Source organism: Agrobacterium sp. RAC06 (genome assembly GCF_001713475.1).
Taxonomy (GTDB): Bacteria; Pseudomonadota; Alphaproteobacteria; order Rhizobiales; family Rhizobiaceae; genus Allorhizobium.
Map to the genome: position 1 here is coordinate 1,758,942 of NZ_CP016499.1, position 13,400 is coordinate 1,772,341.

The window sequence follows — 13,400 nt, forward strand, 5'->3', positions numbered from 1 at the left end:
CAACGCCAGGGGCCTGCAACAAGCCACCCTTGGTCGGCTTCCCGCCTATTCTGGCGTCGCCGAGTTCCTTGACCGATGCGTCAGCATCGCTCTTCGGACCTCTCCTAGCCAGAAATTGCGGTCGAGCCGATCCTATAGATCCCTATCATCGACACTTGGTATCATTGCACCGCCGGGATCGCCTTCAGATAGGCGGCAATCGCCTCGCGATCGGCGGCCGTCAGTTCCGCCATGTTCTTCTGCACCTCGACCATGGAACCGCCGACACTGTCGTAATCGGGTGTGAAACCGGTTTCGAGATAGGTGACGATATCGCCTTCGCTCCACGACCCCATGCTCTTCGAGCCCGGCGTGATGTTGGGGATCGTGCCCTCGCCGTCCGGATTGGGACCACCGGCGAGCCACTGGCCGGAAAGGAAGCCTCCGAGCGCATTGCGCGGCGTATGGCATTCGCCGCAGTGGCCAGGGCCTTCGACGAGATACTGGCCACGCTTCAGCATGTCGGAGGCATCGGCCAGTTCAACGCGCGGGGCATCGCTGAAGAACAGGAATTTCCAGCCGCCGAGCGCGATGCGCTGGTTGAATGGGAAGCCCAACTCATGCGCAGGTGCTACGGCATCACTCGCCGGCAGCGTCTTCATGAAACCGTAGAGGTCGTTGATATCCTTCGGCGTCATGCGCGCATAGGAGCCGTAGGGGAAGGACGGGTAAAGGTGTTCGCCCGCGCGACCCACTCCACGGGTCATGGCATCGCCGAACTCGGCGAGTGTCCAGGCGCCGATACCGGCTTGCGGGTCGCGGGAAATGTTGGGTGCGTGGAAGGTGCCGAAATCGCTCTTCAGCGGTGCGCCGCCCGAAAGGACCAGCCGCGCATCGCCCGTGGCTCCGACCGGCGCATGGCAACTCGCACAACCACCGGCAAAGAACACTTCCCGTCCATGGGTGAGATCTGGTTCGCCGAGATTGGCCCAGACCGCAGGGTCCTGGCGCTGAGGCGCGGTGATGAAAAGGAACGTGCCGAAACCGGCTGCACCGAGCACGGCGAGCGTACCGAGCCCCTTTACCCATGTCGATGCCATCTCAGGCCTCCGTCTACTGCATGCACACGCCTGGAAGCGTGCAATTCGGCGGGCGATCCAGGTCGTCCGGAGATCACCCGCCGGGAGGGCCTTACTTCTTCAGACGGTAGGTCTGGTGGCAATCGCCGCAAGTGGCACCGACGGCCTGCATCGTAGCACCGACGCCGGCCTGATCAGCCGGAAGTGCGGCGAGCTGGGCTTCCGCGATGGAAGCGAGCTTGGCGGACTTGGCCTTGAAGTCGTCCATGTTCTGCCAGATCGCCGGCGCGGCTTCGGATTCCATGCCGGTTTCGGTGCCCGCGGGAAAATGGTCGGGGAAGGTCTTGCCGACTTCGGCGAGCGTAGTAAGGGCTGCCTTCACGGCTTCCGCGTCATAGGGCTTCTCGCCCTTGGCGATACCGCCGAGCGCGCCCATGGCACCGCCGACCTTCTTCATTTCATCCTGACGCACGGCCTGCGGTTCGCCCGCAGCAATGGCTGCGGTCACGCCAAGACAGATCGCCGTCGCGGCAGACAGAACGAGTTTCAACTTCATCAGCTTTTCTCCAGGGGCTCAGCCGGACGCACCGGCGATCGTTAGCAGGGCATCCTATGTTTGACGCCTTGGAACATCCGATTGAAGTCACAAAGGAGTGATGAGCATCACCCTTGGCAAGTTTCAGATATTTATGACGAATTCACGTCAGCAGGCTGTCAGTGAATTGTCAGCGAAGATGCCTGTACGGCGCTTGCCGGGACGCAGCTGAAGGCTGCGGTCGGGTTCGCGCCCATGTCCCGCGATCTCGATCCGGTCATCGAAGATGGAAAGGACCGCGAAGGCGTTCTGATGCTCCGTATCGACCATGCCACGGAAGTTGACGAAGTGAACGCCGTTCTTCTCGGCATAATTGCCGGTGTGCTGGTGGCCGTTTAGGTAGGCCAGGGCCGAGGGGGACTCGGCGATGAGACCGGAGAGAGCCTCTGCACCCCAAAGCGCATGATCGGATGGCGGGTAGATGGGGTAGTGCCCGAGAAGAATGACGTCTTCGCCGCTTTCCTCGGCGGCCGCAAGTTGATCGGCGATCCAGGTCATCTGACGATCGGAAATGCCGGCATTCCACCTGTTGGCGTTCGGCGCACCTTGTTCCCGCAACGCAGCAAGACGCTGCTCGGCTTCGATCCGCCTTGGGTCGCCTTCCGGCGGAGCGAAGAGCGAGATCTCGTTGCCATCTGTGACCAGTAGACGAAGGCCCTTCATTCGCACTGCATGATAGGGCGCCGGCATCCCGAGCCTGGGGTAAACCTGCGCCAGGCGCGCAGGGTCGACCATGAAGTCGTGATTGCCCGGCAGGAGAATGCGCGGCGCCTGCAACGTCTCGAGAAGATCGAGAACGGGTGGGAAATTCTCCCAACCGCGGTCGATCAGGTCGCCCAGCACCACCACGGCATCGAGGTTCTGCGCATTGAAGTGCTGCACGGCTTCACCGAGCTTGTCGAGCGAGCGGCGGAAGTAGCGGTCCCGCTCCCGATCCGGGTCGAGGTCGGCATATTGGGGATCTGCGATGATGCCGAGCCGCAGGCGGGCGAGAGTGTCAGTCATGGATGCACCGTTTGTGGTTTTCGGCGGTGCATAGGCCCTGGCCATGACGGGTGAATGACAGTCCCTCAGCCAGGAAGATTGGGCTGTATCCGGGTCTGCGGCACGATCCCGCCATACAGCGTCATGCAGATCAAGGTCAGCGGGACTGCGAGCATGGCGCCCACGGCACCCCATAACCAGGTCCAGAAGACGATGGCGACAAAGAGCATGAAGGCGTTCATCTGCAGCCGCTTGCCCATTACCGCCGGGATCAGCAGGTTTTCCAGGAGACCATCGAGAAGGAAGAAGACAAAGGCCGGCAGGAGGCCGATAAAGAGGCTTTCATGCACCAGCAAGCCGGCGATCGCCATGGCTATGGTGACCATGGCAATGCCGAGAAACGGGATAAAGCTGAGCAGGAAGGCCGCCACACCCCAAAGCGCCGGTGTACCCAGACCGCCGATCCACGCGACCACTGCGGCGACAGCACCGAAGATACCGTAAACGACGACCGCCGTCGCAAAATAATAGCCGAGTGCTTCCTCGACCTCGTTGAAAAGGCGGATGGCCTTCAGACGACGCGCACGGTCGGAAAAGGCGCGGATCAGTTCTCGACGCAGTGCCAACCGACAGGACAGGAAAAGCAACAGGCCGGCGATGAAGATTAAGAGCTGGAGAAGGGCTGGCGTCACGCCGGCTGCAACGGTCGAAAGAATGGTGCCGGAATTCTCCAGCATTGTTTCCATGGAATCCGGCCCGCGCGACAGGATCGCCAGGGGCCGCTGCATCCACGGAATACCCTCAAGATATTCGATCGTGCGATTGATCATGTCCGGACCATTTTCGACCAACATGTTGATCGGCGTCCAGACGATGCTGACCAGAACGAGTAGCAGGACCAGGAAAAGGCCGGACAAGATGACGGCCGTCACAGTGGGCGGCATGCCGAGCTTGCCGAGACGGTCAGCCGCAATTCCGAGGATGAGGCCGACGACGATCGCCATGGTCAGCGGGATGAGGATGAACGAAGCCAGATGCAGCGCGACAAGCGCAAAGATCAGAAAAAGACCAATGACCGACCAGGACACGACATAGTCGAGCCCCGTCTTCTTGAATCGGACCTTGCGAGAGGGGCTATGGCGATGGTTGACCTGCACGTTCACCGGACGCTCCCGGACAGGCATTTCTCTCGGCTGATAGATGATGACATGATGTTGTTCCCTCGCGACGTCCTTCAACGTGCGGGAACAACATCCGTTCCACCGGGAATAACACGGTCAGTGTTTCGGATACGGCAGATCAGCTCTGAGGTGCGACCAGCGTCAGACCGATGCCCCATGGATCTGCGAGACTGAAGCCGCGCGCGGTCCGCTCCACCCTGATTTCCAGGCTTTCCAGAGTGGTCAGCACGTCGGTCAGAACAGAGTGATCGTTGAAGGCGAGTTCGTAGTCCTGGAGCCCGGTCATTGCCCCTGTGCGAGCTGGCGCCTTGCGGCTGTTCCAGATGTTGGCGGCCACATGATGGTGGTAGCTGCCGGAGGCATAGAAGCTCGCTCCCGGATAGCTCGCCATCTTCTTCAGACCAAGCACGCCTTCGTAGAAACGGTCCGCTTCAGGCACGTCGCCGACCTGGAGATGAATATGTCCAAGAGCCGCGTCCGGCGAGATGCCGGCCCACGGGGTCTTCGGAGCACCGTCATAGAGCGCCTGCAGATCAAGCCGGCGCGTGTCCATCTCGACGGTCCCATCAGGATGATAGGTCCATTCGCTCGGCTGGCGATCCCGGTAGACCTCGATGCCGTTGCCTTCCGGGTCGGAGAGGTAGATCGCCTCGCTCACAAGGTGGTCGCTGGCACCTTCGAACTGGAGGCCGAGATTGGCAGCGTGCGCCAGCCAGTGGGCCAACTCGGCGCGATCGGGCATGAGGAAGGCGTTGTGAAAGAGACCGGCTGCATTGCGGGGTGCAGCGGCTGCATCGCCGCGCGTCGTCAGGGTCAGAAGAACGCGATCACCGGCGCCGAGCTCGACACCACTCGGTCCATGCGCCAAGCGCTTCAGCCCGAGGGCCTTCTCATAGAAGCCGGCCATCATCTCCAGATCACGCACGACGAGATGGGCGCGGCCGACATGCACGGGGCGGCTTAAGGCAAAGGATGCGGTTTCTGCATGGGCGGATGTCATCACGTTTCTCCTGCGGCCGAAAGCGACCTCTGGACACAGATATGGGATAAAACCGTCGTTCACAAAAGACGACATTTCTTCGAAACATCGTTCGATAAAGATTGACGACCCGACACGCCTCAAAGTTGATCCTGATCAATGCGGCGCGGCCACGCGGGACGCATTCTGCTCCCATAAAGAGGAAACACCCGGTGGGTGACAAAGGAGAGCAAGATGTACAAGAAGATCATCGTTCCGGTCGATCCGGCAGCCATTGCGGTCGGCGAGACGATCCTGACCAAGGCCAAGTCCCTGCTCGACGCAGGCGGCGAGATCGTGCTTCTGACCATCATCGAGGACATCCCCGGCTACCTGGCGATCGACGTTCCGGTCGACCTCATCGAGGGAGCGATCAACGACGCCAAGGCCAAGCTCGTCACGCTCAAGGAAACGACAGGGGTCAGCGCCCATATCGAGATCCGCTCCGGCGCCCCAGCCCGCGAGATCCTGGCGACAGCCGAGGAGCACAAGGCGGACCTGATCATCGTTGGTTCGCATGTGCCCGACTTCTCGAACTATTTCATCGGCGCCACGGCAGACCGGGTGGTGCGCCACTCGAAGATCTCCGTGCTGGTCGATCGGTGATGCTATGATGGAGAACCCCGTACAAGCCATGGACACAGCCCATTTCGAACGCATCCTGCTCGCCCGCAAGGACGAGATCGAGCGGCGGCTGAAAAAGATCGATACCGATCTCGGCACCCTGAAGAGTGCCGACAGCACCGAACGCGCCACCGAGGCGGAGAACGACGAAGTGCTGGAGGAATTCGGCCAGGTCGGCGAGGAGGAATTGCGAGCGATCGATGCCGCTCTGGACCGAATTGCCAAGGGGCGGTATGGTCAATGCGTGACATGCGGCGAGCCGATTTCGATCGAGCGGCTGAAAGCCGTGCCGCATACGCCATTCTGCCAGGACTGTGCAGCCGCTCATTGAGCGGTAGCTTTCGAGGGGCGATGGGCAGGCCGGAGTGATGAGCTCCGGCCTGTTTTTTTATGCTATTTCTTGCGCATGGCCTCGGCAAGCGCCGCACCCAGACCACCCATCGCCGGCTGTTCCGGCTTCGGCGGGCGAGCGTTGGAATGCTTCATGGCGCTGGCATTGCCCTTGGCATCGCCGCGCATCGAGGGCTGTTGCGCCTCGCCGCCGTCTTTCCGCATGGTGAGGGCAATGCGCTTGCGCTTGACGTCGACCTCGACGACGCGGACCTTCACGACATCGCCTGCCTTCACCACCTCATGCGGATCCTTGACGAAGCGATCGGCCAGTTGGGAAACGTGGACCAGGCCATCCTGATGCACGCCGATATCGACGAAGGCACCGAAGGCGGCGACATTGGTGACGGTGCCTTCGAGCGTCATTCCGATTTTCAGGTCGGTGATCTCGTCGACGCCCTCCGCAAAGGTCGCGGTCTTGAAGCTTGGACGCGGGTCGCGGCCGGGCTTTTCGAGTTCGGCAAGGATGTCCTTCACCGTCGGCAGACCGAACTGCTCGTCGATAAAGCGCTTCGGATCGAGGCCTTTCAGCGTCGCGCTGTCGCCCATCAGCGAGCGCAGGTCGCGGCCACAGGCGGCAACGATCTTCTTCGCCACGCCGTAGGCTTCCGGGTGGACGGAGGAGGCGTCGAGCGGCTCCTTGCCGTTCGGAATGCGCAGGAAGCCGGCGCATTGCTCAAACGTGCGGGCGCCGAGGCGCGGGACTTTCAGGAGATCCTTGCGGCTTGCGAAAGGGCCGGTCTCGTCGCGATGGGCAACAATCGCCTCCGCCGTCGTCTTGCCGAGGCCGGAGACGCGGGCGAGCAGCGGGGCGGAGGCCGTGTTGACGTCCACGCCGACGGCATTCACCGCGTCTTCGACGACAGCATCGAGCGAGCGGCCGAGGCGGCCCTGGTCGACGTCATGCTGATACTGACCGACGCCGATCGACTTCGGCTCGATCTTGACGAGTTCGGCCAGCGGGTCCTGCAGGCGACGGGCAATCGAGACGGCGCCGCGTAGGGAGACGTCGAGATTGGGGAATTCCTTGGCTGCTGTTTCAGACGCAGAATACACGGAGGCGCCGGCTTCCGAGACGATGACCTTGGTCGGCTTCGGCGCGGTCGCCGGGAACTGGGCGAGCATGTCGGCCACCAGCTTTTCCGTCTCGCGGCTGCCGGTGCCATTGCCAATCGAGATCAGCTCGACCTTGTGCTTGCGGATCAGGCTGGCAAGCTCGGTCTGGCTGCCACGGATGTCGTTCTTCGGCGGGAAGGGATAGACGGTCGTCGTCTCGACCACCTTGCCGGTGCCATCGATGACGGCGACCTTGACGCCGGTGCGGATGCCAGGGTCAAGGCCCATGGTCGGGCGAGAGCCTGCGGGGGCGGCGAGCAGCAGGTCTTTCAGGTTTCGGGCGAAGACGTGGATCGCCTCTTCCTCGGAGCGTTCACGCAGATCGCGCATCAGGTCGAGCGACAGCGACACGGAGAGCTTCACCCGCCATGTCCAGCCGGCAACCTCCAGCAGCCACTGGTCGGCGGGGCCTTTGCCGGCGACCTGATAGGCGGCGGCGATCATGCGCTGGCTGGTTTTAACAGGGGACGTGTCGTCACGGTCGACCTCGATCGAGAGCGACAGGAACTCCTCGTTCCAGCCGCGCAGCATGGCGAGCGCCCGATGGCCGGGGACGGTTGCCCAGCGTTCGAAATGGTCGAAATAGTCCGAGAATTTCGCACCCGCCTCGGCCTTGCCATCGACGAGCTTGGAATAGAGGATCGCGCGATCCTTCATGTCGTTGCGCAACCGGCCAATGAGATCGGCGTTTTCGGAGATCTGCTCGGCGATGATGTCGCGGGCGCCTTCAAGCGCTGCCTTCACGTCGAGGACTTCCTCGGTGATGTAGGCCGTAGCCAGCTTCTGCGGGTCGCTGGTGCGGTCGGCGAGGATCGCGTCGGCGAGCGGCTGCAGACCCTTCTCGCGGGCGATCCCGGCGCGGGTGCGGCGCTTAGGCTTGTAAGGCAGATAAAGATCTTCGAGCTCGGCCTTGGTGGTGACCTGAGCGATCTTGCGGGCGAGATCGTCGGTCATCTTGCCTTGGCCGTCGATGCTTTCGAAGATCGATTTGCGGCGGGCGGCCAGCTCGCGCAGATAGATCAGCCGTTCGGCAAGATTGCGCAGCTGGGTATCGTCGAGGCCGCCGGTCACTTCCTTGCGGTAGCGGGCGATGAAGGGAACCGTGGCACCCTCATCCAGCAGGCCAACGGCGGATATGACCTGATCGGGCCTTGCGTTGATCTCGGTGGCGATGAGGGCGGCAATGGATCTGATGTCGTCGGCCATGGGTGTTCCATTCATTCATTCAGGGTGCGGACCATAGCGGGCGAATGCGGCAAGGCAACGGGCATGCGCCCCACTTCACAGGAAAGCAGGGCCGTCCAAGGTCAATTCGGCTTGACCTTTCTCCCCTTCCCCCTTAACCGCCGGGCATTCCCTTGTGGCACTGGAGGCTGGCGATGAAGGTTTTGTTGATCGGGTCGGGTGGACGCGAGCATGCGCTGGCCTGGAAGATTGCCCAGTCGCCGCTTTTGACGAAGCTTTATGCCTCACCGGGCAATCCTGGGATCGCCGAAGAGGCGGAACTTGTTGCGCTCGATATCGAGGATCACGGCGCGGTCGTCACCTTCTGCAAGGACAAGGGCATCGATTTCGTCGTCGTCGGGCCGGAAGCGCCGCTGGTGGCTGGTATCGCCGACAGGCTGCGCGAGGCGGGCATTGCCGTGTTCGGGCCATCGGCTGCCGCAGCACAGCTCGAGGGCTCCAAGGGCTTTACCAAGGATGTCTGCGCCCGCTTCAACATTCCGACCGGTGCTTACCAGCGCTTCAACAACGCGCCGAAGGCCAAGGCCTATGTGCGGGAACAGGGCGCGCCGATCGTCATCAAGGCCGATGGCCTGGCCGCCGGCAAGGGCGTGACGGTTGCCATGACGCTGGACGAGGCGCTGGCTGCCATTGACGATTGCTTTGAGGGCGCGTTTGGGGCTGCCGGTGCAGAAGTCGTGGTCGAAGCCTTCCTCGACGGCGAAGAAGCGAGCTTCTTCTGCCTCTCCGACGGCAAGTCGCTGCTGCCGCTTGCGACCGCCCAGGACCACAAGCGCGTCGGCGACGGCGATACCGGGCCGAATACCGGCGGCATGGGCGCCTATTCGCCGGCACCTGTGATGACACCTGAGATGGTCGAACGGACGATGAAGGAGATCATCGAGCCGACGATGCGCGGCATGGCCGAGATGGGCCACCCCTTCCAGGGCGTATTCTTCGCCGGGCTGATGATCACCGAGAAGGGTCCCGAACTGATCGAATACAATGTCCGCTTTGGCGATCCGGAATGCCAGGTGCTGATGATGCGGCTGAAGAGCGATCTTTTGGCCATCCTCCATGCCTCGGCCACCGGCACGCTGGATCAAGTGACGGCCGAGTGGAGCGAGGACCCGGCACTGACCGTGGTGCTGGCGTCCAAAGGCTATCCGGGTGCCTATGACAAGGCGACGCCGATTGCCTCGCTTCCTGAGGCGCGCGATGGTGCCAAGGTCTTTCATGCGGGAACGGCGATCAAAGACGGCCAGCTGGTGGCAACGGGTGGACGTGTGCTCAACGCCACGGCCCGCGGCACGAGCGTAGCCGAGGCTCAGGCTGCGGCCTATGGCCTGGTTGATGCTGTAAAATGGGAGAACGGCTTCTGCCGCCGCGACATCGGCTGGCGGGCGATCGAGCGCGAAAAGGCCTGACGGGCAAGCGCTCTCCCACTGCCGGGAGCATGAAATCGATCATTCGTTCAAATTTTACCAAAGCTCCTGACCGGATCGAAAGAAACGATCGCTAATGTTCATCCCAACAATCGGGGAATAACGTGATGCGTTTCATCGTTTCGACATCCATGATGCTTGCCGTCTCGGCGCTTGCCATGCCGGCTCAAGCCGGTTCGATCTCGACCGTGACGGGGCTTTCCGCGAGCCAGCCGAGCATTTTGACGATCGATTGTGCCCACTGCCCGCCGCCCGCTGCGCGGGTTGGACGGACAGATTATCAGGTCCCCACCGTTCCAAGCGGCAGCCAGACCGCGGAAGTGGTCGATGTAGATGGCGAAAAGAAGCTGAAGCGGGTGGAGAGCTGGCTCGGCGGCTCGCCAGTCGTGGTCTACACATCCGCGACAGGCTGGGCCACCGACGGCTCGACCATCGTCGCAGGCGGCCTGCCCGCAGTCAACGAAATCGACCATGGCGCAACGACCGCCGCCGTCGATGCACAGATCGAGGCCGACAAGGCACCGGCGCTGGCAGGCTTCGACCTGCGTCTAAACTAATCCCCCCATCCGCCCGCCTAACGATCCGGGCGCGGCGGTCTCTCGTGGTCGACACGGACATAACGCCCGGCCCAGTCCCGGGCGTTATGCCGTGAGCCCTTCCCGCATATATCATCGGTATTTTTTCATATCGCCGCATCTGTGGACGCTTAAATTCATTTAAATCTTTAAAGGCGAGGCTGTGTTGCAAATACTCGGGACATGACGTGCCGATCCGTTCGACTGTTCCACCTCCCTGGCGCCCGAACCGCACGACAGACGAAAGCTCCCTCGCCCATGAAAAACCTCCGGATTTCCTTCCAGCTGATCTTGCTGATCGGTGGCCTGATGGCGGCTTTTGCCGCCGCCACTTATCTGCAGGTCCGTTCCTCCACCGAGACCATCTACCAGCAGCGCTATGAACTTCTGAGAACACAGGTGGAATCGGCGCTCTCGGTCATGAAGGACTACAACGACCGCGCCGCGGCTGGCGAGTTCTCCGTCGAGGAGGCCCAGAAGCTCGCTTACGGGCAGGTTGGAAAGATGCGCTTCGAGCCGGACGGCTATTTCTTCGCCTATGACTACGACGTCGTGATGGTTTTTCATCCCAATACCAAACTGGTCGGCAATTCCGGCAAGGGCAAGGGCGACCCCAACGGCTTCCTCTACCGCGACGAACTGGTCAAGCTCGGTCGCGCCGGCGGCGGTTTCGTAGAGTTCATCGGTCCCAAGCCGGGCCAGGATCCGAACGATTACAGCTTCCCGAAGGCCGCTTACGGCAAGGCGTTCGAGCCCTGGAACCTCGTCGTTGTCACGGGCCTCTATACCGACGACCTGAAGGCCGAGATCCGGTCCAGCATCATGAAGACGGTCGGCATGTCCGCCGGGATCTTCTTCCTTGCTCTGATCGCGGCCTATTTCGTCATCCGCAACATCACCACCCCGCTCAAGGCGATCCATGACGCGCTGGAAGCCGTGGCCGACGAGAATGTCAACATTGCCATCCCGCATACCGACCTCAGCAACGAGATCGGCATGATGGCGACCGCCACGAAGAGCCTGCAGGACAAGGTGCGCGAGCGCCATGCGCTCGCCGCCCGCCAGGAAGAGCAGAAACGCGAACTCGACAGCGAACGCAGCCAGAATGCAGAAGCGCAGCTTGCTGAAGCTCGCCAGCAGGCGCATGTCGTTTCGACCATCGGCAAGTCGCTGGAACAGCTCGCCCATGGCGACCTGACGGTGCGTTGCGCCGATCTGGGCCCGAAATATGCGGCACTCCGTGACAACTTCAACGATGCGCTCGCCCGTCTCGAAGAGGCCATGGCCCGCGTCAACCTCAAGGGCAACGATATTGCCGTATCGAAGGAAGAGATCCGTCGGGCCTCGGGTGAGCTTGCCACCCGCACCGAACGTCAGGCCGCCAATCTGGAGGAGACGTCTGCCGCCCTCGACGAGCTCACCGTCGCAGTTCGCCAGACGGCGGATGGCGCACGGGAAGCCGCCAATCGCGTCGGCACGGTCAGCGACGAGGCCCGCCAGAGCGACGAGATCGTTACCAAGGCGATCAACGCCATGAGCGGCATCGAGCAGTCTTCCGCCGAGATCACCAAGATCATCGGCGTGATCGACGAAATCGCTTTCCAGACCAACCTGCTTGCACTGAACGCCGGTGTCGAGGCGGCCCGTGCGGGCGAAAGCGGCAAGGGCTTCGCCGTCGTTGCGCAGGAAGTTCGCGAGCTTGCCCAGCGCTCCGCGGCTGCCGCCAAGGAGATCAAGGACCAGATCGCCCGCTCGTCGGCTCAGGTCGAACAGGGCGTGCAGCTGGTCGGCCAGACCGGCGAAGCGCTGAAGCGCATTTCCGACCAGATCGCCAGCGCCAACGACATCGTCTCGAAGATCTCGCACAGCGCCCAGGAGCAGGACACGACGCTTCGGTCGATCTCGTCCGCAGTCAACCAGCTCGATACGGCAACCCAGCAGAATGCGGCAATGGCCGAGGAAACGACAGCTTCGGCCGAGGTTCTCGCCAACGACACCGGCGACCTGCTGGACCTGATCCGCAGCTTCAAGACCAGCCAGGCTGGTGCCGGCCAGCCGCAGTATCGCATGGCGAGCTGAGCGAACACCGCTTCCATGAACACAAGGCCGCCGGAGCAATCCGGCGGCCTTCCTCGTTTCAGCGGATGCTTTTGATGTGCGCTTCGAGCTTGTCGAGTTCCAGGTCCGAGAAGACTTCGATGCCTGCCTGGCGCATTAGGGCTGCCGTGACGCCGAAACCGGGATGGCGGGTGCCGGAAAACGAGCCGTCATAGATGAAGTCGGAACCGCAGGACGGGCTGCCGTCGATGAGAAGGGCTACGTCGCAGCCCTGCTCCCGGGCAAAGGCGACGGCCTTGCGGCCACCCTCGATAAATTCCGCAGTGACGTCGCCGCCTGTCACTTCCAACACCCGGGCCCGACCGGCAAGGACATCGTCACCGTTTTTGCCGCCTTCGATTTCAGCGGGTGGACGTGGCGTCGGCAGGCCGCCGGCCTGTTCGGGGCAGTAACCGACGAGCCGGCCCTCGGTCTTCCAACGCTCAATCAGGGGATCGTGGAGGGGCTTGCCCTTGCCGTCGTAACGGACAGGGCGCCCGAGCAGGCAGGCGCTTATGAGAATCTTGGGGGGCATCAAGGTCAGTCGTCCAGTTTACCCAGATAGTCGGCTCGCTCGTGAATGATGCGCACAACTTCCACCATGCTATCCTCCAGAATGACGTAGAAGATCAGATGTGAGCCGCAACGCCTGCGGCGGTAACCAGGCCGCAATGAACGTACCTCGCTGCCTAAAAACGGATGGACTCCGATTTCCCCGATCATCGCAAGGATCTGCCTGAGGTATCGCTCGGCTTGAGCCTCAGACCATCGATCCCGCGTGTAGTCACCGATTTCGAGAAAATCCTGGCGTGCGGCCGGACTGAGCCGGATCTCAGCCACGGCTTTTCCATCTTTCGCGAACGGAAGTCATGAGATCTTCTGGATCGAAAGAAACGGAGGGCCCACTGTTTTCCCCCTCGATCAGCGCGTTGCGCAGCCATTCGACCCTGGCCTGCTCCTCCTTCAAAAGCTGCAGACCGGCTTCGACCACCTCTTGCGCCGACTTAAACTGGCCGCTTTCGAGCTGGGCGTCGATGAAGCTGTCAAAGGGCTCAGCGATGGTCACCTGGACGGGCTTGTTCATGCGAGTGGC

General features: G+C 62.1%; 14 protein-coding genes. 5 read left to right on the forward strand and 9 right to left on the reverse strand.

The annotated features are described in order from the left end of the window. Positions 1–161: 161 nt before the first annotated feature. The 5 genes from BSY240_RS08605 to BSY240_RS08625 all read right to left on the reverse strand — a co-directional run bounded on the left by BSY240_RS08605 (position 162) and on the right by BSY240_RS08625 (position 4,818). The gene (locus BSY240_RS08605; RefSeq protein ID WP_069042015.1) at positions 162–1,079 is read right to left on the reverse strand and encodes a cytochrome c; all 918 of its coding nucleotides are present in this window, start codon (positions 1,077–1,079) and stop codon (positions 162–164) included. 91 nt (positions 1,080–1,170) lie between these two features. Beyond that, positions 1,171–1,614 (reverse strand): c-type cytochrome, encoded by a 444-nt coding sequence (locus BSY240_RS08610; RefSeq protein WP_069042016.1) that lies wholly within the window; start codon positions 1,612–1,614, stop codon positions 1,171–1,173. Positions 1,615–1,761: 147 nt separating this feature from the next. Then, positions 1,762–2,658 (reverse strand): metallophosphoesterase, encoded by an 897-nt coding sequence (locus BSY240_RS08615; RefSeq protein WP_069043907.1) that lies wholly within the window; start codon positions 2,656–2,658, stop codon positions 1,762–1,764. Positions 2,659–2,723: 65 nt separating this feature from the next. Beyond that, a complete protein-coding gene (locus tag BSY240_RS08620; RefSeq protein WP_069043908.1) occupies positions 2,724–3,800 on the reverse strand; it encodes an AI-2E family transporter in 1,077 nt (358 codons plus the stop codon). A 136-nt stretch (positions 3,801–3,936) separates the two neighbouring features. After that, a complete protein-coding gene (locus tag BSY240_RS08625) occupies positions 3,937–4,818 on the reverse strand; it encodes a VOC family protein (protein ID WP_069042017.1) in 882 nt (293 codons plus the stop codon). A 213-nt stretch (positions 4,819–5,031) separates the two neighbouring features. Between BSY240_RS08625 and BSY240_RS08630 the strand changes: the two genes are divergently transcribed. Together BSY240_RS08630 and BSY240_RS08635 are read left to right on the forward strand one after the other, a co-directional pair. Then, entirely contained in the window at positions 5,032–5,442 is a 411-nt protein-coding gene (locus BSY240_RS08630) for a universal stress protein (RefSeq protein WP_054148865.1), read from the forward strand. 28 nt (positions 5,443–5,470) lie between these two features. Further along, positions 5,471–5,791, forward strand: a complete 321-nt coding sequence (locus tag BSY240_RS08635) for a TraR/DksA family transcriptional regulator (protein ID WP_054148864.1) — start codon at positions 5,471–5,473, stop codon at positions 5,789–5,791. Between the two features lie 62 nt (positions 5,792–5,853). Here BSY240_RS08635 and BSY240_RS08640 read toward each other — a convergent pair whose 3' ends face one another. Continuing rightward, positions 5,854–8,172, reverse strand: a complete 2,319-nt coding sequence (locus BSY240_RS08640; protein WP_069042018.1) for a Tex family protein — start codon at positions 8,170–8,172, stop codon at positions 5,854–5,856. 173 nt (positions 8,173–8,345) lie between these two features. Here BSY240_RS08640 and purD point away from each other — a divergent pair, with 173 nt between their 5' ends. The 3 genes from purD to BSY240_RS08655 all read left to right on the forward strand — a co-directional run bounded on the left by purD (position 8,346) and on the right by BSY240_RS08655 (position 12,289). After that, positions 8,346–9,617 (forward strand): phosphoribosylamine--glycine ligase, encoded by a 1,272-nt coding sequence (purD, locus tag BSY240_RS08645; RefSeq protein WP_069042019.1) that lies wholly within the window; start codon positions 8,346–8,348, stop codon positions 9,615–9,617. Between the two features lie 125 nt (positions 9,618–9,742). Further along, positions 9,743–10,192 carry a plant virulence effector HPE1-like domain-containing protein gene (locus tag BSY240_RS08650; protein WP_069042020.1) on the forward strand — a complete coding sequence of 150 codons (450 nt, stop codon included), beginning with the start codon at positions 9,743–9,745 and terminating at the stop codon, positions 10,190–10,192. A 276-nt stretch (positions 10,193–10,468) separates the two neighbouring features. Continuing rightward, positions 10,469–12,289, forward strand: a complete 1,821-nt coding sequence (locus BSY240_RS08655; protein WP_069042021.1) for a methyl-accepting chemotaxis protein — start codon at positions 10,469–10,471, stop codon at positions 12,287–12,289. A 58-nt stretch (positions 12,290–12,347) separates the two neighbouring features. On the opposite strand, the gene BSY240_RS08660 is transcribed toward BSY240_RS08655, so the two are convergent. From BSY240_RS08660 to BSY240_RS08670, 3 genes are read right to left on the reverse strand one after another with little or no spacing between them, the layout of a single operon-like run. Further along, positions 12,348–12,851 carry a DUF523 domain-containing protein gene (locus BSY240_RS08660; RefSeq protein WP_069042022.1) on the reverse strand — a complete coding sequence of 168 codons (504 nt, stop codon included), beginning with the start codon at positions 12,849–12,851 and terminating at the stop codon, positions 12,348–12,350. Continuing rightward, entirely contained in the window at positions 12,848–13,147 is a 300-nt protein-coding gene (locus BSY240_RS08665) for a type II toxin-antitoxin system RelE/ParE family toxin (protein WP_069042023.1), read from the reverse strand. Before BSY240_RS08665 ends, BSY240_RS08660 begins: the two co-directional genes overlap by 4 nt. Beyond that, entirely contained in the window at positions 13,140–13,391 is a 252-nt protein-coding gene (locus BSY240_RS08670) for a type II toxin-antitoxin system ParD family antitoxin (RefSeq protein WP_054148857.1), read from the reverse strand. The genes BSY240_RS08665 and BSY240_RS08670 overlap by 8 nt, the downstream gene beginning before the upstream one ends. Positions 13,392–13,400 lie beyond the last annotated feature (9 nt).